The 22,657-nt window shown below is 52.6% G+C and carries 14 protein-coding genes; all 14 read right to left on the bottom strand.

Going from position 1 to position 22,657, the window contains the following annotated elements; all coding sequences use genetic code 11:
• Positions 1 to 9 precede the first annotated feature (9 nt).
• The gene (locus tag I2D94_RS07890; RefSeq protein WP_195396213.1) at positions 10 to 1,875 is read right to left on the bottom strand and encodes a metallophosphoesterase; all 1,866 of its coding nucleotides are present in this window, start codon (positions 1,873 to 1,875) and stop codon (positions 10 to 12) included.
• The gene (locus tag I2D94_RS07885; protein ID WP_072683828.1) at positions 1,872 to 3,302 is read right to left on the bottom strand and encodes a glycosyltransferase; all 1,431 of its coding nucleotides are present in this window, start codon (positions 3,300 to 3,302) and stop codon (positions 1,872 to 1,874) included. Before I2D94_RS07885 ends, I2D94_RS07890 begins: the two co-directional genes overlap by 4 nt.
• Complete coding sequence (locus I2D94_RS07880) at positions 3,299 to 4,540, bottom strand: hypothetical protein (RefSeq protein WP_072683829.1); 1,242 nt, start codon at positions 4,538 to 4,540, stop codon at positions 3,299 to 3,301. The genes I2D94_RS07885 and I2D94_RS07880 overlap by 4 nt, the downstream gene beginning before the upstream one ends.
• A 10-nt stretch (positions 4,541 to 4,550) precedes the next feature.
• Positions 4,551 to 6,731, bottom strand: coding sequence for a hypothetical protein (locus tag I2D94_RS07875; RefSeq protein ID WP_072683830.1), 2,181 nt, complete (start codon positions 6,729 to 6,731; stop codon positions 4,551 to 4,553).
• Positions 6,732 to 6,752: 21 nt separating this feature from the next.
• Positions 6,753 to 8,300 carry a CotH kinase family protein gene (locus I2D94_RS07870; protein WP_072683831.1) on the bottom strand — a complete coding sequence of 516 codons (1,548 nt, stop codon included), beginning with the start codon at positions 8,298 to 8,300 and terminating at the stop codon, positions 6,753 to 6,755.
• A gap of 11 nt (positions 8,301 to 8,311) precedes the next feature.
• Positions 8,312 to 8,989 carry a DUF4956 domain-containing protein gene (locus tag I2D94_RS07865; protein ID WP_200798767.1) on the bottom strand — a complete coding sequence of 226 codons (678 nt, stop codon included), beginning with the start codon at positions 8,987 to 8,989 and terminating at the stop codon, positions 8,312 to 8,314.
• A gap of 17 nt (positions 8,990 to 9,006) precedes the next feature.
• Positions 9,007 to 9,717, bottom strand: a complete 711-nt coding sequence (locus tag I2D94_RS07860) for a polyphosphate polymerase domain-containing protein (protein WP_072683833.1) — start codon at positions 9,715 to 9,717, stop codon at positions 9,007 to 9,009.
• Positions 9,714 to 10,592 (bottom strand): hypothetical protein, encoded by an 879-nt coding sequence (locus I2D94_RS07855; protein WP_072683834.1) that lies wholly within the window; start codon positions 10,590 to 10,592, stop codon positions 9,714 to 9,716. Before I2D94_RS07855 ends, I2D94_RS07860 begins: the two co-directional genes overlap by 4 nt.
• Before the next feature lie 470 nt (positions 10,593 to 11,062).
• A complete protein-coding gene (locus tag I2D94_RS07850) occupies positions 11,063 to 12,133 on the bottom strand; it encodes a GGDEF domain-containing protein (RefSeq protein WP_195396212.1) in 1,071 nt (356 codons plus the stop codon).
• Between the two features lie 364 nt (positions 12,134 to 12,497).
• Positions 12,498 to 13,265, bottom strand: coding sequence for a response regulator (locus I2D94_RS07845; RefSeq protein ID WP_072683836.1), 768 nt, complete (start codon positions 13,263 to 13,265; stop codon positions 12,498 to 12,500).
• On the bottom strand, positions 13,262 to 14,548 hold the full coding sequence (locus tag I2D94_RS18670; protein ID WP_083538456.1) for a sensor histidine kinase: 1,287 nt from the start codon (positions 14,546 to 14,548) through the stop codon (positions 13,262 to 13,264). The genes I2D94_RS07845 and I2D94_RS18670 overlap by 4 nt, the downstream gene beginning before the upstream one ends.
• A gap of 294 nt (positions 14,549 to 14,842) precedes the next feature.
• Entirely contained in the window at positions 14,843 to 17,701 is a 2,859-nt protein-coding gene (locus tag I2D94_RS07835) for a leucine-rich repeat protein (protein ID WP_195396211.1), read from the bottom strand.
• A gap of 855 nt (positions 17,702 to 18,556) precedes the next feature.
• Positions 18,557 to 20,428 carry an ABC transporter ATP-binding protein gene (locus tag I2D94_RS07830; RefSeq protein ID WP_072683839.1) on the bottom strand — a complete coding sequence of 624 codons (1,872 nt, stop codon included), beginning with the start codon at positions 20,426 to 20,428 and terminating at the stop codon, positions 18,557 to 18,559.
• The gene (locus I2D94_RS07825) at positions 20,409 to 22,655 is read right to left on the bottom strand and encodes an ABC transporter ATP-binding protein (RefSeq protein WP_072683840.1); all 2,247 of its coding nucleotides are present in this window, start codon (positions 22,653 to 22,655) and stop codon (positions 20,409 to 20,411) included. Before I2D94_RS07825 ends, I2D94_RS07830 begins: the two co-directional genes overlap by 20 nt.
• Positions 22,656 to 22,657: the final 2 nt, after the last annotated feature.

Raw genomic sequence — 22,657 nt, 5'->3', positions numbered from 1 at the left:
CGGTTTTTTTTATTTATTCAATTCGCACCGGTCAATCAACTCCCGGCTGTCAACGGCATAGGTTTCCAGGACCAGCTGATTCCCGGAAATGGTAATCAGCGAAACTGTCGCTTCCTGTTTAAGAATGCGGTAAGCGAGATACGCGGCCAGATTATCCTTAAGCTCATAGAACTTGCTTCCAGATGGGGTGCCGCCGGAAACATAGAGCGTTTCGCCGCTGCGTTTGTCCCCATCCGCCCGGCCGGTGGCCATTTCGCCCTGCATCAGCAAAGAGCGGCAGTACACATGATCGTGTCCTGAAAGCACGACGTCGACGTTCAGGTCAGAAAAAGCCTGCGCATAGGCCTCGCGGGCAGCCATGACCTTTTCATCCGCAGAGCGATCCTTGCCGCCAAAGAGCGAATAGTGCATCGTGACGATGACCCAACGCGGTTTGTGCCGCGTGATCGTCTGGCTGAGTTTATCCAGATGTGCCTGCGTATCCGTGTTCATACAGTTCAAGGAGTAGAACAAGATATCGCCGTAATCATAATAGAAATCTGATCCGTTCTTCAGCCGGTCAAACTGGCTGTCGAGCAGGTCGGTATTGCTCTCGTGGTTGCCGATGTTGATCGTAACCGGAATTTGTCTCAACGCGGCCGGACTGCGGAAGGCGTTATATTCCTCCAGCGCTTTCTCGTTGTCGCTGCTGTTGACCTGATCGCCGGCAGTCAAAATAAAGCTGAGGTCCGGCTGCAGCTGCAAAAGTGTATTGACCGCTTTCTCCCATCCAGCCTGATTCTCCTTAAGATGCTCCGTCCGGATCTGAACGTCGCCGACAAACCCGAAAGTAAGCGGCGCGGCCGGCCGGACTTCAAACGAGAAGACTTCCGAGCTGAGATTGTGCTGCAAATCGACGATTTGATACACCAGCGGCTGGCCCGGAGGCAGGTTGCTCAGCTTGCCATGATAGCTGAACGCGCCGCCGACGCCGGTTTTCCGGCCACCCATCAGCTTCCGGCCATCCGGGGTGCGCAGCGCGCTTTTATCCGTGCCCTGCGCCCAGATCAGCTCGTAGGTTCCTTTTTTATCCGTCAGCCAGTTGACGATGACCTCGTCGTTCTTTGAACCCTGTTCCAGAATCAGTCCGGACAGATCGAGCGTCTGACTGAGCGAGGTTTCGCTGGAGGTTTCCAGACTTTTCAGATCGAAATAAATATCCGAACTGGTCTGGTCGCGCTGATGCAGCTCAACCGCCAGAACGTTGCGTCCCGGCTTCAGCGAATTCAGATTGCTGATAACAAAAATATCGTTTTCTACTTCACCGACGCGGGCGGAAGAACCATACGGATTTTCCGCGGTATACCCGCCGTCCGGAATATTCGAGGCATAGATCAGCTCGCCGTTAAGATACATCATCACGGCGTCGTCATAACGAAGCTTACCGGTCAGGCACCGGACATTCCCCAGATCTCCGACTTCAAATTCCGTGCGGAAATAATAAACCGGAATCGCCCGCTGATCCGCTAAAGCATAGTTCAGCAGATTGCGCGGCGCTTTTCGGTCAACCATTTTTTTCAACTGACCATAATAGGAACCGAATGTACCGGTCCCGCTCTTCCAGGCGGAATCGTCGTAATCCGGCTCAGTCCACCGCAGACTTGCCGAAGGATCGGGATTTTCTCCCTCATCCCAATAGCGCCAGGATGTTCGGCCGCTTTCCACCAGCGTGACCGTGCGTTCCTGCGCGATCGTTTTCAGCGTGCCGTTGCGTTCCTTGTCCGTATAGCTCTGCCGCGTCAAAACGCCATAGACCAGAACAAAACCGATCAGAAACAAAGCGAGCAGCGTACCGAAAATCAGCTTGCGCTCTTCCCGGCGCGAATTGTTGTTCATCCTTCACTCCCTCCTTCCTGCGTTTCCCGGCGGTTATGTGTATACCGCTTCAGATCGCCCCAGACGTTCTTCTTGCGGCGATAGCCGATCAGCGCGTTCATCCGCACCAGCATCAGAATAAACCGGAGGCCGACCAGCTCAAAGCCGCTTAAGAGAATTGTGCGGACAACGTCGAGAAAGGTCAGCCGGATATGCCGGGTATGGATCTGCGTAAAGAACGCGATGACCGTCAGTAGACAGCCGAAACCGGCATACACCGCGAAGAATAAAAGCATAAACGGAACGTTGATGAGATTGACGAAATACGATAAAACAATCGTAAACAAACCGAAGACTTCAATATACGGCGACATCAGCTCATACAGCCAGAAATACAGAAACGAAATCGTTCCCATCAGACCGTATTCCTTCTTGCCGATCGCATACCGGTAACGCGTCAGACTTTCAAACAAGCCGATATGCCAGCGCCGCCGCTGCTTCATCAGATCGAGCAGATTCCCCGGTCCCTGCGTCCAGCAGATCGCATCCGGGGCATAGCGGATGCTGTAATCAAGATGATTCGCACGGCAGAAAACATGCAGCTTGACGACCAGCTCCATATCCTCGCCCATCGTCGAAGGATCGTAGCCGCCAGCCAGAATCACCATCTTTTTCTGAAACAGACCGAATGCGCCGGAAATGATCAGATTACCGTTGAAGTGATCCATAAAAATCCGCGAAGCCAGAAACGAACGATCGTATTCCAGCACCTGCATCGCGACGATGATCCGCTTCGGCAGGGTATATTTTGTGACCTCGCCGTCGACCATTTCAATGCCGTTGGAGATTCGCACCTGGCCGCCGCAGGCTACGACCTTATCGTTTTCCAGCACCGGCTTGGCGATCTCAAACAACGAATCCTTTTGAAGCATCGAATCGGCGTCCATGCAGATAAAGTACGGAAAGCGGGATACGTTGATGCCCATGTTCAGCGTATCCCCCTTGCCGCCGTTTTCTTTCAGGATCAGCGTCAGCTGAATCTTGTTGGATTTCGCTTCGTAAATCGCGGTTTCCGGCTTGCAGCGAAGCTGACGGCGGATCGGCCGCTCGATCTTGCGCATCTGGAAATAGTCGATCATCCGCTGCGCGGTTTCATCGGTGGATCCGTCGTCGATCACCACGATTTCAAACAGCGGATAATCCTGTCTCAGCAGCGTGCAGACGGTGTCCACAATCGTGGTTTCCTCGTTGTGGGCGGGAACCAGAATGCTGATCGGGATAAAAAACTTCCGCTTGAGGTTATTTTTCAGCTCGTCGTCGCGGCGTTTCTGATACAAATCCACCGAGCCGACAATCACTGACAAAAATAAAAACGTACTGTATCCGAATAAATAGAGAACGAAGAAAACATCGACGCAGAACAGAAAGGTTTTTACAAATTCAATCATTCTGCATTCCCCCATTTCTGCAAGGCTGGAAGCGCTTCTTCCGATGAATCCGCTTCAATGACTGCGCTTAGAATTTCATTCGATGACCCCCTCGGACTTTTCGCCATTCGATTTTCTGCGACCCTCAGTTCGCCCTTTTCATCCAGCTGAAGCAGTCCGGCGCTCAGCGCCTTGTAGCGCAGCATGTCCCGGCCGTAAGAATCCTTCAGCTGCCGGATCATTTCCAGAATGGCCAGCGGCTTCGTCAGCTGCAGCAGCGAATCGGAAGCATTGTCGCGGACATACCAGTTATCGCTCTGCACGCCGACCAGCAGCGCCTTGACGGTTTCCATCTCGGGATAACTCTCCAGGGAAGCCGCCGCGATCGCCGCATATTCCCAATCCTGTTTTTCCCAGTCGATGACAGTCTGACGCAGCACCGTTCCGGCCGGACGGTAAGGATATTTGCGGAAATAGCGCATGACGGCAAAGGTCACTTCCCGATCCAGCTCCGTTTGACTCAGCAGCGGAAATAAGGTTTCCCGAAAATTCCCGGAAACCATCCGGATAAAATCAATGAACGCAACCTGATAATGCGGTGTGAATTCATCCCAGTTTTGCCACAAAGCCTGCGCCAGCTGCTCCCGGTCGCCATGAAATTCCAGCAATCCGTCGGTCACCAGCTTGCGGCTGTGTTCGATTTCATGGCGTCCCATGACGCGATACGCTTTGACAATGTGATCAATACTTCCGCACTGATACAAGGCGCCCAACGCATTCTCCCGGCAATAAATCGAAGCTTGCGCCGTCAGCTGGATCATCGCCGTCGCGATCGGATCATTGCGGCTTTGTCCGCACAGTCTAAAACGTGTAACAAGATAGGCAAAGTAGGAACGTTCCATTACGCTTTTTTTCATCGTCCCGTCAATCAGCTCCGCAAACACCGGCTTCAGCGTCGGCAGCCAGGCCTGCAGCAGTTTTACCGTCAGTGGATTCTGTTCCAGCACGTCGACGGTTCCTTCCAGCACAACCAGATGATGTGTGTTCTTCAGATCTTTCTTTATTTTCTCATCCACGTTGGCGGCCGTCTTCTCGGGAAATAACAACAAGCGTTGTAAGCGGCGGGCCTGGTTTTGGATTTGTTTCTCCGTCCGCCGCTGCATCCACTTGTTTTTTCCCAGATAAAACAGATTGTACGCCAGCATGCACAAACACAGCGTCATGTAAACGTAAATCAGATAGTCAATCCGGATTACCATGCATGCCGCCTCACTTTCCCGCCCAGATATCCTGCATCGCGTAATAGCCTTGTTTCAGACGTTCATGCGAAGTCGGATGCCGGCCCCAGCCTTGAAGCGGAAGATCGGTCATCGGAATCGGCGTTGCTTCATCAGCGGCCAGTCCGACTCCGGCATAAATCTCATGGATCTTCAGCCCTTCGATCCCGTAATGCTCATAGTAATCGTCGTGAATCATCATTTCCGACGGATTGAGGAAATTCAGCAGCGACCAGGGCAGACGGATTTCAATCGCATCGCCCCGGATCATAAAATCGGCCAGCGAATCAAAGTCCGGATTCTCCGGATTCGCGTTGCCATGGCGAAGCTGACCGGTATTGTAGGTTTCCGCCTTATCCGCTTTCGTATTGGCCAGCTCGTCATGCGGATCGTCAGGAATCTGCAGCACCAGATTGATGTCGACAAATTCCGAGGTATCCTTTGCCGGGGCGTTGAGATAAGCGTCTTCGAAATATACGCGATGGGAATAGATCGCCCGCAGCGCTTCGTAGCGCTTCTGCACGATCAGCTTACTGTTTTCCTTCCCGTCCAGGATCAGCACAAAGTCGGCCGGCCGCTCAAACGACCGCGGGATTCCATCGCAGTGGGTACTGCCGGTCTTCGGCGTCGTATCAAATGGAATCCAGAGCTTCTCTGTCTGCGGATCATAATTTTCTTTGTTGACGTACAGATACAGATATTTTTCATCGTATTTATAAGCCAGCGAAAGTTGTCCGGTGGGCGTGTCCGTCAGCTGGACTTGATCGTCCGCGGTCCATTCGCTCACGTCGCCGTCGACATAACAGACACTTTTCTCCTCGCCCGGATCGAAGGCGAGCACGCCGAAGAATTGTTCGTTGGTCTGAACGTCGCTCCAATACGGTGTTTTCGTCAAATCGGTATAGGCCATCGTGTTCCACGTCCGCTTAAACCATTCATCCTGCCACGTGAAGACGATCGATCCCGCACAGCCGGCGCTCATGATATCCTGATAACAGGTTTTCAGCGCTTCTGCCTGATCCGCTTCGGACATGCCGCCCTGGGCGCGGTGGGTGTTGCGGTCGCTCTGCGCCCGCCCGCGTGAGCTCGGCACCCCGAATTCCGCGATGACAACCGGCATCGTGTGATACGCGTTGAGCGTCGTCAGATAAGCCTGATAGGAATTGAAGACGCCGTCAGCGTCGACAAACTGCCGCTTGTTTTCAACATCAATGTCCATGACGTCCATAAAGCCATAGTAATCGGGATAGTAGGGATAGACGTGGTAGGAAGCAAACTGCCCCGACAGAAACCGGTCGGTTGTCTGGATATGCTCGACGTCGACCTGTTCAAATTTACGGAAGTAGTATTCGACCAGCGAATCCCATTCAAGCGGGTCCGTCGTCGGCCAGTTGGCAAACGCGATCAGCCGCTGGGCTTTGTAGGTCTGCGTCTCATATTCGATGATTTTATCGCCGACCTGCGCCAGCATCGCCTCAAACGGCGACGCATCGTCAGTGGTCGTCATGTACTTCCCATGATATTGATTCTTTTTGTCCTGCATGTGATCCGTGAAGGCGACCGTCGTGTCTTCCCATTCCACACCCAGAATATACCCCAGAACCCATTGCGAAATATCATGGTTGTAAGAGCCGCTGCCCAGACCCTCGCCTAAGGAAAACCGTTTGTTTCCATGGATGATATCGACTAACGTCCGGCTGTCCTGGATCATCGTGTTCATGAAGTCCGGATCGTAGGCGTCGCGGTGGGAGAACAGCGTGTAATCATTCACCCACAAGCCGTGGATCAAATAGAGCGGTTGTTCGCGGTCCTTGTTGTATTCCCAAAACGCATTGTAGAAATCATCCTGAAGCAGCGTGTAGACACGGATGCAATTCGCGCCCATCGCCTGAATTTCGGCGAACCACCGCAGATAGGTTTCCTTATCAATCGCGTAATCCGTCGCAAAATGGCCCGGAATCCCGCTGCCCAGATTGGCGCCGCGGATCTCGAAAGGTTCCATGCCCTGCCCCTGATCGACAAGAATCGTCTTGCCCTCAACTTTTGTAAACGTCTCCACCGACGTTTTCCGCAGGCTTTCCCATTGAAAGGTCAGTCCGATGCGGGAAGACAGAAACAACCCGCCGGCGGCGAGCATCACGATCACGGCGCAGGCGATAATAAATTTTTTCATGCAGGCTCTCCTCCTTCCGGCTTAATGGTTATACTTCTTGACCGCGGATTCATGACAATACTGCCTGAGCACTTCGATATGCTCATCCAGCCAGGCCAGCCGCTGCAGATACGCGTCATGAAACTGTTTCACCGCCGCTTCATAGGACCGCAGATTCTTTTCATCCGGCAACAATTTATTGCGTTTGTCCAGATTTTCCGGATCAAAGCTGTAGCCCCAGACCGCAAAATTCCGGTCGACGGCCGGTCCCAGATAATCGACGACTTCCTGGATATAGGCGGATACCTGTTCATCGCTCAGAATCCCTGCGCGCAGCTGGCGATACCGGTAGATGACCTGATTGATAAAGTCCTCGTCCTTGATCAGCATCGTGAACCACGGCGCCTGTACGGAGACGAATTGGCGGATCAGAAAGTCATCGTCGGAGCTGTCGGAAACATTGCCCAGACTGTTGTTGAAATCCCAGACGACCGGTTTGAATTTCCCGTTGACGTCTTTGTAGAAGAAGGTCGAAAGGTTGCCGGTGTCATGTTGCACAAAGACTTCCATAAGAATGAAGTAATCAACGAATTCGTCGATGTCGATGAAATTTTTATAACCGTAGCGCGAGCTGTCGTAATCGAAAGAATACAGCGCTTTTTCAAACCGGCTGAGATCGCGTTCAATAAAGTCCTTCAACGGAGGCGTCAGCGCTTCGCTGCCCGGATAGCGGATATCGAAGAACGCACTTTTACGCAGAATCTGCACGTATTTTGTAAAATTATCCGCTTTGCTGCGCGGGTCCGGCTGGGCCGCATTGTCCAGCTCCACGATATAACCGGTAACGTTGCGGGTATTATTCGGCTTTTCGATTTCGATCCGGCCCTTGCCGGTGCTGACGGTTTCCATCATCACGTACACGCCGCGGTATTCACCGTTGATCACCACTTCGCAAAACCGCACGTCCGGCGCATAGTCCATCAGCTCGCCCGCCAGGTTCATCGCGACATAGTTGCGCATTAACGTCTTGTCCAGAAACGGCCCATGCAGCGCCCAGTCATGATCCGCTTCCATGCCCATGATTGATACATTTTTATTTTCTCCGTCGTGGTGGATTGTCTTGATCGCAAAAGACTGTTTATCAAACCAGCGCGAAGTGTTGCCGCGCACGCGGATCCGAATCTGTGTCTTCAGCGACGACGGATCCTGAAGCGTGTTCAGCTTATCATCCTGATTGATAATTTTCATATTTGCGACCAGAAACTCCTCGCCGGTTGACGTCATCGTCATCTTGCGGTGGGAGCGATCGTCGCCATAATAAGGCACGCCGGGAATTGCTTCGTCCGTTTCGATCACCACCAACGGCAGATGCGTGCTCAGCTGGTCCACGTCGACGGCCGCTTCATCATATTGATATTTCGAGATTTCCGTCTCCCGAATGCAGTCCAGCGCCGCGGATGGATCGTAGGCGGGCGCCGCTTCCCGGTGCTGATGAATCCGTGTCTGCATTTTTCCAAAGGTCAGCTGGGCTGTACCGCTGACCACGACCACAGCCGCCAGCGTCAGCCAGGCCATTGTCCGTTTACGCATGGATCAGACCTCTAGCTGCTGATATCATCGTCCTGGGCGACGATATTCACATACTGGACATGTTCGATCTGATATAATTCCTCGTCAATGCTCGAGGTCTTCCTGAGGTTCTTTTCATAGGTTTTCCGCGGAATTTCATAGATCAGTTCGATCGTTTCGCGGGTTGTGTTCTTGACGCGCAGATCCAGGCGGCCGTCAAAATAATGCGTGATAACCGACATGATCCGCTCCTCCGTACTGCGTGCGCCGCGCACGATCAATAGCATCCTGTTTTCATTCTTGATCCGCCCCAGCACCAACAGCACCAGAAAAACCCCGGCGGAACCCAGCCCCGCCGTCATATAATCGCCGACGCCGCAGGACAGACCGGCGACGATCGCCCAGAAGATATAAACGGTGTCGCGGGAATCCTTGATCGCCGTTCTGAAACGCACGATCGACAGCGCGCCGACCATGCCCAGCGACAGCGCGACGTTGTTGCCGATCGCCGTCATGACGACTGTCGTCAGCACGGTCAAAACGACCAGACTGACGTTGAATTTGCGGCTGTAAACGGTTCCGGCATGCGCCAGATAATAAGAAAGATAAATGACGAAGCCCAGCACGATCGCGATCAGAATCTGCGCCAGAATCTGCCCGGCGTTCAGCGCCTCGATCTGCTGCATTAAATTCGATAAATAAGAACTCACTCGATGTTACCCCCTTTTTAATAAAATTCAGTGTATCGCAGCCCGATCCGCCGCGCCATGCAATACTTGCTCGCGGACAGTTCGCTCTGATTGCAGCTGCGGAGAATGTCGCGCACATACGTCAGCAGGAAATGATTGTATTTCACTTCCAGAATGGTTTTCCACGGGTCCAGCATCGGCGCCATCGCCAGCTCCCCGTCAAAAATATCATAATGAAACTCGTTGGCCCGGATCTCACTGTCCAGCGTGATGCGGATGCTGTTCTCCGGCAGCACATACGCCTTGCGGCGATATTCGACCACCGTTTTCGGCCGGTAATGCTCACGGTTTAAAATGGCGTAACATTCCGCCGCGAACGCTTCCTTGTATTTTAACAGCGGACTGAAATCCCCTGCGATCAGCCGCACGGCGTCTTCGCACCTGATGGGCAGCGAACGCTTGAGCTGATTGGAACCCTGTTTCTGCTTCATTTCCAGAAAGGCAGTTTTATCCTGAGGATGATACACACGCAGACGCATTTTCCGCCGTTCCTCCACGCCGTCCATCTTTGCGTTGAAATCCCGGTCGCTCAGCGTATCGAAATATAACGATCGCACCCGATATCCCCCCTGCACAAGATCGCCGTTATGGGTATCCTGATGCAGCAGCGCGTCCAGCTGGCCCTCGAAACGAGCCCGCTGCGTCGCTGAAATCAGAAATTTCCGTTCCTGCCGCAGTACCTCGTTCATTGACTCTCCTCCATCATTTCAATCAGCGGCTTCGACCAGTGATAATCATGAACGATGCTGATCAATGGAAATGCCTGATCGACTTGTTTCCAGGCCGCCTCTGCCGCGGCCAGCCCCTTGTTGCGGTAAGTCTTGTCTTCCGTCAGACCGTGCTTGCCCACCTGCTGAAATTCCAGGATGCAGTGCAGAACCTTCCCATATTTCTTTGTAAGCTGGGCTTCCGTTTCCAGTTTCTCGACTTCCGCCCCGCAGTCATAATCCATGACCGCCACCTCATCGCAGCCGTCCCGGATCAGGATTTCCAGAAGCTCCGTCAGGCCCTGGTCATCATAATGGCGGGGAATGCAGGCGATGAAGATCAGATCGTGCTTCTGCGCGTAGCGGTAAGCTGCGATCATCCCGGAAACATAGGTTTCCATGTGTCCGGCAGGATCTTCCTTCCAGCGCGAACGAGTGTACGGCTCCACGTCGACCATCACGCCGACAAGCTGTTCCGCCGGTGTGACCTGATCGTTATACCGGACGAGTTCTTCCAGATATGCAATCAGGGATGCACCGTCGGCCTCATAGCCCCAATCGGTTTCGCCAACCAGCGCGTAAGTTTTCACCTTTGCCTGATGCAGATGACGGACAAAAGCGGCTGTCGTTTTGCGGTCAACCGGAACGCTCAGTTCCTGAACCCAGTCGGTAATCTGAAATCTGCCGATCAGCTCGTCAACGTCTTTTCGATCAACCACCCGCTCCTCCTGCCATTCAAACATTCCCCGGCGCAGCGGCGGGCTTTTGCTTTCCATCGGGCGAACAACGAGGAATGAGGCCGCAGCGCCGATCCCCAGAATCACGAATGCCGCGATTTTCCATGTCTGTTTTTTCATCAAATTCCCCCTCCCTCACTTATCAAAGATGCTATCTGCGTTTCTTCTTTCATCATTTCAGTCAAATTAACGGAAATTTGCCAGTCTTTTTATGATGATCCGGACCACGGTCGCTGTCACAAAATGGCAGCCCTATGCCAAAGATGGCCGCGTTAGTTTCTATTTACAGTATGATCTGGCTGATTCCCTCATACCTGCAATATGCCCTCTCCTTTTGAACCTTGTCTTTTTTCCTGCGTCCGCCATCCACCGCTTTCGCATCTTTCCTTTTACGCAGAATGCGAATCACCGCAGTCTCACCGAACGAAGGACTTATAACCGTCAGGTTTTTAAATAGATCAAATACCCCCTATATCTGATTATGGATACAAAAGATTGACCGCTGCTTTGAGGCCGCTGACGCAAAACAGTTTTTTCAGCTTTGCTTCTAAGGATTTAAGATGCCGCGCCGACTTTTACGCCGGGATGCTTTAGCGGCGTGAAGCCGCATTTTCTTCATTTCTCCGGTGCACTTCGACGCGAGTCGGCTGCAGCGGATAGCTGTAACGCAACAGGATGTGCGGACAACCGTTTGTATGTTTCTGATAAAAAGTCCGGGTGATCCGATCCGCGAGCTTATCTGCGTTATCAAGGGTTATATCAGAAACCATAACCAGATACTGACAACTGCTGTACTGCGTAAAAACATCGCTCATCCGCAGATGATCATGAATAATCACCCCCAGAATATCCATTTCCTCATCGCGGCGCACCAATGCCGGAAAGTCGCCCTTGTTGTCCGTCAGAGTGAATAAAAGAAGAAAGGCCGATTCCTGAGAACGGCACATTTTCCGTTCGGCAAAGCGGTAAATTGCTTTAAACGTTTCATAATCCTGACAGAAGGAACCCGGGCGGGCGTGACTTTCGTGCATTTGTGAAGCGATTAACTTCATATCGAGCGTCACTCCGCCGTTTTCTTCCTGCCGCTTTAACTCCATCTTGCGGATATTGCGGACATGTTTTTTCTGTATGATCTGCTGATCCGCCCGATCGTACATTCTCTGATACGTATCGCCAGGCATGGAAGCCGTTTGAAAAATCGTGACGTCCAATCGCAGATTCAGGCATTCGCGAAGACGTATATGCCGCAGTCGCTGGCGAAGCTGCGTGCACAGCTGCTCAGCTTTCTTTTCATCCTGTCCTCTGAGCAATACTGTGAATTCATCGCCGCCCACACGGCTGATCAGACTGTCGGGCGGCAGCATTTTTATCAACACATAACCAACGTTCTGCAGGACCTGATCGCCGGTGATATGACCATACCGGTCGTTCACCTGCTTGAAATAATCCAGATCCATCATGATTAAAATTCCTGTATTTTTATCAAGCAGCCATTCATTGCACAGCCGTTCCATGGCTTTGCGATTATACAGACCCGTCAGCCAGTCATGTTCCGCGTCGTATTGCAGCGCCTGATTTTCCTCTTCAAGCTGTTCCCGGGACTTGACGTTGCGTTTCACAGTCCGGATTTTTTGATCAGATTCCTGTACTGTTGGATTCATATTTATTTTTCTCCTTCTTTTCTTTCTGCGGTTGGAAAACGATGACCTCTTTAAGCTCAACGTCAAAACTAAATGCTCAACTCAAAACCACCGGTCGGGCCTGAGCCTCGCTGTAAACTCCAATCGGCAATTTTATCCTGCCTGCACCTTCAGGAACTCGGCGTATTGCGGCTTTAAATAACCATGCCGGTCTTCAAGCTCGCCTTACGCCGGCCCACGACTAAAATCCCCATCGTGATCACCTCAATTTTAATAATGTTACCACACGTCCCGTTACAAATCCGTTACAAACCGGCTATGCATTTCACGCAAAAAAAAGACTCCCATGAGGAAGCCGGATATGCTGATGATGAAAGTTCTGCGTTTATTCCAGGCGGAATTCCGCCCATTCATAGCAGCAGAGATAATCGTGACGATAACTGTTGACAGCTTGCGGATCGCCGTCCAGGAAGTGATAACTGTCGCAATCCAGCCGTTCCGGAAGGATCGCGAGGCTGTTCCATGAGCGCAGCAGAATTTCTTCGATGCCCGCCGCCTGCAGCGCTTCCCGCAATCCCTTGACAACAATCCGGAAGTACCCTTTTTTACTGGCCTTAATCGAAGCATCGCCCCACAATGCGGCACAGGCGTCCGCCGCCGTCACGCTGACGCCGCGCCGGTCGATCAGATAAGCCAGCAGTTCTTTGGATTTTGCGCGTTTAAACGTGACAGGACGGCCATCCACAAAAATATCAAAGCCGCCGAAGGTCTGCACCCGCACCCGCTTTTGCCGCAGCGCTTCGCCATAGGCAAAGGTCAGTTCCCGGCGCAGAGCCTCCGCTGTGACCGGCTTTAACAAATAACCTGTCGCATGCATCTGAATCGCGCCCAGCGCGTATTGTTTATAGCTCGTGACAAAAATGATATGCGCCTGCGGACAAAGATCTTTCAATTTTTTTGCCAGCACCAATCCGTTCATACTTCCCAATTCGATGTCCAGAAACGCGGCGTCGAAAGGATGATCACGAACATAAGCCAGCGCCTCGCTGGGAACGCCGAACGTTCGTAAGACACTGTCCGGCGCCGCTTCCGCCAGCGCTTCCTCCAGATCTTTCAGCGCGAAAGGTTCGTCGTCGACTGCGATATAATTCATAACGTTGCTCCTTCCTTGGGAATCATGATGGTCGCCACAGTCCCTTTGCCCGGCGTACTTTGCAAGGTCAGCGTTCCGCCGCATAACATCCCCAGCCGCTCCCTTACATTTTTAATTCCGATATGAGATTGATTGTCTTCTTCAAATTTATCAGAGAAACCCAAACCATCGTCAGCGACGATGACAAGGTAAGCGTCTGGCGTTTCCTCAGTCCGGATCGTAACGGTGCCTCCTTCTTCCCTTCTCAATACGCCATGGCGCACGGCGTTTTCCACAATCGGCTGCAGCGTGAGCGAGGGAATCGAAAAATCCCGCGCTGTAATTTCATAAACCACTTTAAGCCGGTTCTGAAAGCGCTGACGTTCCAGTGACAGATAATTTTCCGCATGGAGAAGCTCCTGTTCAAAAGGAATCGGCGCCTTGCTTTCCAGCGAATCCATATTTCCGCGCAAAAACAATGAAAAATCCCGGATTGCCGCTTTCGCTTGATGGGGATCCACATCGCAAAGCTGGCAGATTGTTGTCAACGTGTTGTATAGAAAGTGCGGCTGGATTTGCGAAAGCATGATTTCAACCCGGGATTCCGCCAATTCTTTTTCCTGCTGCCGGATCAGCAGATCACGCTCGGACTGAATATTGACAAAGATAAACAACAGCGCCAGCGTTACGCCGACATTCACCACCGCGATCCCGCGAAGAAACATCTGCGACGCCCCGGCGCCAAGCGGAATAAAGATATACAACAAAAAGAAGATCACTTCACGGCGGATGAGCTTTTTTCGATTCAGTACGACCAGCCAGGTAAACGACAAATAACAGAACAGCGGAACCAGCTGGGATATCAAAAACAGCGAACCCCGCTGATAGCCGGCGGCGGTAATGGTAAAAATCGCTCCGGTCAGCGGACTGATCAGCGCGAAGAAAATCTGTACGCCGCACAACAGCGTGATACTCCGCAAAAAGATCGTTCTTACAGGATGCGTCAGTTTCAAATATTCATCGATGTAACGGGCAAAAAAATACAGGACAAAGGCGGAGCTGACATAATACAGGACAACCAGCAAGATTGCCGCTGTCATCATCAACGGAGTTGTGATATCCCGGAAGCACCAGTCGCCCAGATCACCGATAATCATCAATCCGTTGGAAACGCTGACCCCCAGAAAATAGCGGTTTAATTTCTGATGCCAACGATGATCGTTTCCAAGATAGATGATCGGGATGAGCGATAAGATCAGGCAGAAAATGTCCAGCGCAATATTGGCAATCAAGAAGTTATCCACAGCCACTCCCCCTGTCTCTTCTATTGAATTGAGACCATTATAACAGAGTGCGCCAAAAAAGAAAATGCAGATATTCTGACCTGAGAAAGCGGTTTCACGCTGCGTCGTCTCCGTGAAAGGCCGCGGCTGTCCGGCTGCTTGATCGCCGCCAAAAAAGCGAGACGATTTTCATCCTCTCGCTGTAAGCTCTCACTGCAGGTTCTGCCGCTGATTCCGCTTGTCCTGCGCGCCGGGTTCACCCGGTTTGCGCCTCGTCAAGGAGCGTGTGACCGATGTCTTTCCCCGTGGTTTTGATCAGCCCTGAGACTGATCAATCTGCCGCTTCAAGAACACGGCGCCGCCGATCAGTACGACCGCCGCAAAGACCAGAATCCCAATCGCAAACGGAACGATGCTTCCGGTTTTCTTTACTTCCGGTTCAGGTTCCGCCGCTTTCTCTGCGACTTGAACTTTCAGACTGAACCGCTCGCCGCCCGCTGAATAGGTAATCGTCGTTTCACCGGTCTTCAGCGCTTTTACAGTATAGCTGTCCTGTCCTGTGATTTCCAGAACTGAGGGATCGTATTCCCAACTGCCGCCCTCCGGCTGCGGTTTCAGCGTCGTTTGTTCGCCGACCGTTAAATTCAGGGAACCTGGAAGTCCGCTGATCACAACCGGTACTTCAGAGAATCCAATATAATCAGGCCAGCTGTCCATAGTGAGGGTTATCGTTTTGGACGTCACTTTTTTCGTATCTTTCACCCATGTTTTATTCTGACAAATCCATACGTTTAATTCCGTTCCGTCTTTTTGATCCACCGGAATTTCAATCGTCAGCGAGCCGCGGTATTTTCCCGCCTTCAGCTGCAGCCGATAGCCAGACAGCCAGCCGTCCTTCTTCTGCTGCTCACGAATTGCGTCGCATGCATCGCAAGACCCTTCCTTATGCGGCAGTTCCGCGGAGGCCGCCAGCGCCGAGTTAAAGCTGAACTCGCCGTGAATCTGAATCCCGTTCTCTTTGGACTTCAATGTTTTCTGCGCATATTCCGGACCGGTGGCCGGGATTTCCTGCCACTCCAGTTGTCTTCCGCAAACGGTGCAGACTTTCTTTTTGCTTCCCGGTTTTGTCGCGGTGGCCTTTTCAATGATGATCCAGTCGCCCGGCGTGTGCTCCGCGATTTCCGCCTTGGCGCCGTCGCCGTCAAGGCATTCGCGGTAATGCCAGGTCGGATCGGACTGCATCGGCCCATAATTGTGTTCGTGCACCGGCTGCGGTTTCGGGGTCGGCGTTGGCGTCGGGGTTGGCGTTGGTATGATTTCCGTCACTTTTACCGTCTTTTCCGCCCGCTGAACAAAAGGTCCCCAGGTCAGGTCGCACTGATAGACGCCGCTGTGGCTGGCCTGCGCCTGATCAATTTTCAAAGTCGGATTTGTCTGCGCACTCAGCGGAGTTCCGTTAAAGCTCCATTGATATGTGACGTTCCCGTTGATCTGCGGTTTTATCGTCAATTCCAGCGTTTCCCCGGCCTGGATATCCTTTCCTTCGATGACCGGAACAGAAGAACCGGAAGGAAATACAGATAAATCCGCATACGTCTGACTGTTTTCAAACAGCAGTAAGACGGCCGGCACATTCTCAAACGGAGTAGTTTGCCAGTTCGGCTTGTTCGCCGGCATTCCCAGCACGCTCAAGCCTGTGCAGTTTTTAAAGGCTCCGGCGCCCAGCGTCGTCGTTTTGATCAGATTGGCTTCGCTGATCGAAGCGCAATGAGCGAAAGCTTCCTCACCGATCGTTTCGACATGTGACAAATCAATCTGCGTCAGGGCTGCACATTGGCTGAACGCCCGGTTGCCGATGACGCTTAATCCCGGATTCAAATTCGTCGAAGCCTTGAGCTTTAATTGATGACAGTCTTCAAACGCAGAGTCCTGCAGCAGGGTAACCTGCGATAAATCCACTTCGCCCAGACGACCGCAGTTCTTAAACGCACTGTCGCCGATCATGACGACATGCGATAAATCGACGGCCGTCAGATAAGTGCAGCTGGTGAAGGTGAACGGATGAATTATCGTTACTTTCTCATTCAGATTGGTTCCAGCTTTCAGCGTCAGCTTTTCGCAGTTTTTGAAAGCGGCGGCCCCGATCGCCTCAACTTGGGACAGATCCACACCCGTCAGTTTTCCGCAATTCTCAAAAGCAGATTCGCCGATCGTTTTCAGCGCCTGGCTTAAATTGGTATCCGCCGCCAGCGTCAGATTGGAACAGCCGGTAAAGGCTTTTTCTCCCAAGGTCTGAACCTGGGAGAGATTAACGGCTCCCAGACTGGCGCAGCCTTCAAACGCACTGTCGCCAACGACATTGACCCCCGCCAGATTCACCGCGGTCAAATGCGTGCAGTCCTTCAACGCCTGTTCACCGATCGTCTTCACTGACGCGGGCAAAACGAGGTTTTCCAGGGAAGTCATGCTTGAGAAAGCCGCGTTGGGAATGGTAATCAGCGCTGTTTTTTCCAAATCCAATGTTTTTAAATTCGTCAAGGTTCCGCGAATGTACTTCATATCCTGTTCATTCAGCGTACCTTCGATAAACAAGGCCGCGATCTTCTGCGGCAAGACCTGTCCCTTTTCCACCTTGGTCTTCAGCTCGCCCGCCTTCACCGTGACGCGCACATAGTTTTCAGGCAGCGTCGTCGGCTCGAAGCCGGTCACCGTGACCACAATTTCCGGCAGCGCCGCAGCCGGCGCCAGAACATAGCCTGAGCCAGGTTCAGCGATAAATATATAATCCTGTGGTTTTGACGGATCGTAAGTTGCGTCCTTCGCTTTCCACCTAACCGGAATGTCTGGCAGCGGATTCTTTTCCAAATCCGTCCCGGATAACGATTCCGGAAGGTTCAATTTTGACAGAGCCGTGCCCACCGCTACGGTTTGTTCGGCAACGTTCGGTTCCAACGGGTCAAAGGAGGCGATCGTCACTTCGCCAGCCTGTCTGGCCGTCCGTTTCCCGGTCCGGTTCATGCCGGTATTCAGGACAAGCCGTCCCGGGGCGGCCGCAGGCAAAACCTCGCCTGTTCGCTCTTCCGCAAGCGTCTGAGTTGCAGCCGGCTGCAGCGAGAAGAACAATCCCAGCGACAATCCGCCGATCATGATCAGATGTCTTAATCTTTTCTTCATGATATCCCTCCTTTTTGTCCAGGCAATTCATTACAATCTTTCAGCGCAAAGCTTAAAAACCTGAATTCTGTCATCCTGAGACTGCGCAAAAACACCCGGGCTGAATCCGTTTTCGCAGAGATCTTCAAGCTGTCGAATTCTGTTTTTCTGAAATCTGCTTCTTCGGTGCGCTTCAACCGTCACTTTCGCCTGCAGGATAACATCGTTTCTTTTCTGATTTTATTATACACGGAATTTTTCCGGTTTCTCCTGCCGCCCGTTCAAAGTCATGGAAATGTAAGACTCTCATTCGAATTTCGCAATGATTGAAAGCAAAATCCCGTCTTTTCCCCCTGCTTTCACGCAGTCAGGGGAACCGCCGGCGGCAGTCTTGATCAAAGATCAAAGCATGGCTTTGCTGATTTGTGAGCGGTCTTCCTGCCCTGCGGCCTTTTCCAAAGAAGCCGCAATTTCACACGCTGCAATCCCTGCTGTCTGATCGGTGATCATGACTGTTTTTTATCATTTTGAATGATCACAAGCGATAGTGGCGTATTGTAGGCGTTCAGATTGCATTGGCAGCGCATCCGCGATGCCGCTCCCCTGCAATTCCTCCATTGAATCCGGCTTCACCCTGCACTTTAAAAATCCGCTGCTTTATTGCTTCCACTCTGGCAGCACTTTTATCCATCGCCGCACTAAAAAAGGAAAAGGAAGAAATTTATCCAGACGAGCTGCAGCCCAACACTGGCCCGCAATCCGCTGACGATAAATATCAAAATTCCTTTTCCATAAACCATCCTGCTTAACGAAAACAATCATCGCTGCAGCGATCCAAACCGCAGTTGCCTGTTCTCAGACTGAATATAGATTCTTTTATTCACAATCCTCAAACTGTGAGTTATACAGGGAAGCGTAGAAGCCGTTATCCGCCATCAGCGAATCATGCGTGCCCGCTTCGACGATGTCGCCGTCCTTCATGACCAGAATCAGATCGGCGTCGCGGATCGTGGACAGACGGTGCGCGATGATGAAGCTTGTGCGGCCTTTCATCAACGTTTCCATGCCCTTCTGAATCAGGACCTCCGTCCGCGTATCGACCGAGGACGTCGCTTCGTCCAGAATCAGAATCTTCGGATCCGCCAGGAACGCCCGCGCAATCGTTAACAACTGCTTCTGCCCTTGCGAAATATTGCCGGAATCCTCGTCGATCATCGTTTGATAGCCATGATCAAGCGTGCGGATAAAGTGGTCCACATGCGCCGCCCTGGCCGCCGCGATGACTTCCTGATCCGTCGCGTCCAGCCGTCCGTAACGCAGGTTCTCCATGACCGTGCCGTCAAACAGCCACGCGTCCTGAAGCACCATGCCAAACAGCGAGCGCAGATCTGACCGCTTGTAATTTCTGATATCCTGTCCATCGACATAAATCGTTCCGCCGTTGAGCTCATAGAACCGCATAAGCAGCTTGACGATCGTCGTTTTACCCGCGCCGGTTGGCCCGACGATGGCAACCCGCTTGCCGGCGTTGATGAACATCGAGAAATCATTGATGATGATCTTGTCCGGATTGTAGCCGAAATGAACGTTTTCAAACGTCACCTGTCCCTGAATCAGGGATTTGCCGTGCCGGTCGCGAACTGGCGCCGGCGTTGTGGTTTCAGCGACTTCTTCTTCCTCGTTTAAGAATTCGAAGACCCGCTCTGCCGCCGCCGCTGTCGACTGCAGGACGTTCATCGACTGAGACAGCTGGTTGATCGGCTGATTAAAGTTGCGGACATAGGCGATAAAAGCCTGAATGTCGCCGATTTCAATCGCGCCCCTGATCGCCAGCCAGCCGCCCAGGATACAGACGCCGACATAGCCGAGGTTGCCGATCAGCGTTGTTAACGGCTGCATCATGCCGCTTAAGAACTGCGATTTCCACGCGGAATCGTACAGCCGCTGGTTATTCTCACTGAATTCCGCGATCGAACGTTCCTCGCCGTTGAACGCTTTCATGACGATATGCCCGGAATACATTTCTTCAATATGGCCGTTGACTGCGCCCAAAGCTTCCTGCTGACGGGCGAAGAACCGCTGCGAACGCTTGACGATCTGCATGACCAGGATCGCTGAAAGCGGCAGAACACAGAAGGCCATCAGCGTCATTTCCCAGCTGATGGACAACATCACAATCGTGAAGCCGAACAGCTGGACAAGCGCCGTGATGATATTCGCCAGCGACTGATTCAGCGTCTGCGAGACCGTGTCGACGTCGTTGGTCGCCCGCGACAGAAGATCTCCATGCGAATGCGTGTCAAAATATTTAAACGGCAGCCGGTCGATCTTCTCGGCCAGCGCTTTGCGCAGGTTGTAGGAAACCTTCTGCGCGACACTGGCCATCAGCCAGTTCTGGAAATAATGAAACAGGGCTGATAAACCGAACAAACATAATAAGAAAATCAGAATTTCAGCGATCCTGCCGAAATTAATGCCTCCGGTTCCCATCGCTTTCGCACTCAGTCCAACAGCCAGTTCCGTCGTCGCTTTGCCTAAAATTTTCGGACCGACAACCGTCATGACGGTCGCGACGGCCGCAAACAGAATTCCAAACACCATGGATAAAGAATATGGCTTGATGTAGCGCAGCAGCTGCTTCATCGTGCCCTTGAAATCTTTGGCCTTTTCGCCGGCGCCGCGCATTCCATGTCCCCGTCCCATCGGACCGCGCATCATCGGTTTCGGATTATGCTTCGTGTTCGTCATGATCCAATTCCTCCTTTGACAGCTGCGAATACGCAATTTCCTGATACACCTCGCAGGTCTTCATCAGCTCATCATGCGTTCCGATTCCGGCGATACGGCCTTTATCCAGCACAACAATCTGATCGGCATGCATGATCGACGAAATTCGCTGCGCGACCAACAGCACCGTGCTGCCGGTCCGCTGGCACAGCTCGTTGAGGGCTTTGCGCAGCGCCGCATCGGTCTTGAAGTCCAGCGCGGAGAACGAATCGTCGAAAATATAGATTTCCGGATTGCGGACCAGAGCGCGGGCAATCGACAGCCGCTGCTTCTGTCCGCCGGAAACGTTGGTGCCGCCCTGTGCGATCGGCGCGTCGTAGCCTTCCGGTTTGGCGTTGATGAACTCGCTCGCCTGAGCAATTTCCGCTGCCTGCTTAAGCTGATGCCAGTCGGCATCGGCGTCGGCATAGCGCAGGTTGGATTCGATGGTGCCGGAGAACAACACGCCCTTCTGCGGTACATAACCGATCTTATGGCGCAGTTCCTGCTGACTGACCTCGCGGATATCCACGCCGTCAACCTCGATCGAGCCCGCCGTGACATCAAAGAAGCGCGGTACCAGATTGACGATCGTGGATTTGCCGGAACCGGTCGAACCGATAAAGGCCGTCGTCTGTCCCGGACGGGCCAGGAACGAAATGTTTTCCAGAACGTTTTCCTCAGCGCCCGGATAGCGAAACGCCACGTCTTTAAACTCAACGTAGCCATGCTGCTGAGGATCAAACGACTTCGGCTGCTGCGGATCGGCGATCGACAGCGGGCAATTCAGCACTTCCAGCACACGCTTGATCGAAACCACCGCCCGCGGCAGCATGATCGAAACCATCGTAATCATTAAGAACGCCATGATGATCTGCATGCTGTACTGAATAAACGCCATCATGTCGCCGACCTGCAGCGTGCCCAGATTGATCTGATGGCCGCCGACCCAGACGATCAGGATGCCGACGCAGTTCATCACCAGCATCATCATCGGCATTAACAGCGCCAGTGTGCGGTTGACAAACAGGTTGGTTTTCGTCACATCGGTATTGACCTGATCAAATTTCTTTTCTTCATACCCCTGGGTATTGAACGCCCGGATAACCGGCAGGCCGTCCAGAAATTCGCGCAGGACGGAGTTCATCTTATCCAGCAGTTTCTGGATGATTGAGAACTTCGGCATGACGACCGCAAACGCCACGCCCATGATCGCCATGATGACCACGACGACCAGGGCGATGATCCAGGTCATCGACGCGTTGGTGTTCAGCACCTTGATGATCGCGCCGACGCCGATGATCGGCGCATACACGACAATCCGCATAAACATGACCAGCACCTGCTGAATCTGCTGAACGTCGTTGGTCGTCCGGGTGATCAGCGTGCCGGTGGAAAACTGATTGAATTCCGCAGATGAGAAATTTTCAACCTTGCTGAAAACCGCCAGCCGCAGATTGCGGGAAACGCCGGCCGCAATCCGCGAAGCCAGAAACGTTACGATGATCGCGCAGATCGTTCCAAACAACGCGATTCCCAACATCCGCAAGCCGCTGCTGAAAATGTAATTGAGCTGAATTGAATCGGTATTGATGCCGATTGCCCGATACTCCATTTTAATAAACTGGGCTGACGCTACCGGTGACGCATTTTCACCAGCCACTTCCAGACTGGCGTCGATCCTGGCAACGATGTCGTCAATGACTTCCTGCGGCAGCTGCCTCAGCAGGGAAAACAGATCGACGTCCTCCGGCAGATTTAATTCTTTGAATTCCTCGCTATTCTTTAAGCCGGGGAGACTGACGACGATCATTTCCGCCCGCGCCAACATCGAATTGAGCGAGGCACGTGCCTCGTCAGTCAGCGAATTCAGGAAATATACCGGTTCCTGTTCGACTAACGGAGCTTGTTTGATCTGTTTTGCGCTGGCCTGTCCGGCGTCCACCAGCGTATAGCTTGAAAGAAACAGCTGCTGCTGTTCGTCATTAAGAAACATTGCCAGTTTTTCCGCTTCGCTTTTCCGGATCACTTCCGGAACCGCGCTGCGAATGCCGCCGGATTGAATCCCGACGTCGACGATGTCGGCCATGTAATCCGGCAGCGCCAGCTCGCATTGAGCCTGGGCAAACAACAGCACGATAACCGCCGCGATGGAGAGCGCGAACGGTTTCAAATACTGGGTGATTCTCACCTTTTTGATCCTGACCATAA

This window comes from Holdemania sp. 1001302B_160321_E10 (assembly GCF_015552275.1).
Lineage (GTDB): Bacteria > Bacillota_I > Bacilli_A > Erysipelotrichales > Erysipelotrichaceae > Holdemania.
This window is presented reverse-complemented; position numbering and strand designations above follow the sequence as displayed.

Excerpts from the sequence above, each read along its gene's own strand:
- I2D94_RS07860 (WP_072683833.1), bottom strand. The coding sequence starts at position 9,717 with ATGAACGAGGTACTGCGGCAGGAACGGAAATTTCTGATTTCAGCGACG.
- I2D94_RS07855 (WP_072683834.1), bottom strand. The coding sequence starts at position 10,592 with ATGAAAAAACAGACATGGAAAATCGCGGCATTCGTGATTCTGGGGATC.
- I2D94_RS07845 (WP_072683836.1), bottom strand. The coding sequence starts at position 13,265 with ATGAATTATATCGCAGTCGACGACGAACCTTTCGCGCTGAAAGATCTG.
- I2D94_RS07885 (WP_072683828.1), bottom strand. The coding sequence starts at position 3,302 with ATGATTGAATTTGTAAAAACCTTTCTGTTCTGCGTCGATGTTTTCTTC.
- I2D94_RS07850 (WP_195396212.1), bottom strand. The coding sequence starts at position 12,133 with ATGAATCCAACAGTACAGGAATCTGATCAAAAAATCCGGACTGTGAAA.
- I2D94_RS07830 (WP_072683839.1), bottom strand. The coding sequence starts at position 20,428 with ATGACGAACACGAAGCATAATCCGAAACCGATGATGCGCGGTCCGATG.
- I2D94_RS07875 (WP_072683830.1), bottom strand. The coding sequence starts at position 6,731 with ATGAAAAAATTTATTATCGCCTGCGCCGTGATCGTGATGCTCGCCGCC.
- I2D94_RS07835 (WP_195396211.1), bottom strand. The coding sequence starts at position 17,701 with ATGAAGAAAAGATTAAGACATCTGATCATGATCGGCGGATTGTCGCTG.
- I2D94_RS07825 (WP_072683840.1), bottom strand. The coding sequence starts at position 22,655 with ATGGTCAGGATCAAAAAGGTGAGAATCACCCAGTATTTGAAACCGTTC.
- I2D94_RS07880 (WP_072683829.1), bottom strand. The coding sequence starts at position 4,540 with ATGGTAATCCGGATTGACTATCTGATTTACGTTTACATGACGCTGTGT.
- I2D94_RS07870 (WP_072683831.1), bottom strand. The coding sequence starts at position 8,300 with ATGCGTAAACGGACAATGGCCTGGCTGACGCTGGCGGCTGTGGTCGTG.
- I2D94_RS07890 (WP_195396213.1), bottom strand. The coding sequence starts at position 1,875 with ATGAACAACAATTCGCGCCGGGAAGAGCGCAAGCTGATTTTCGGTACG.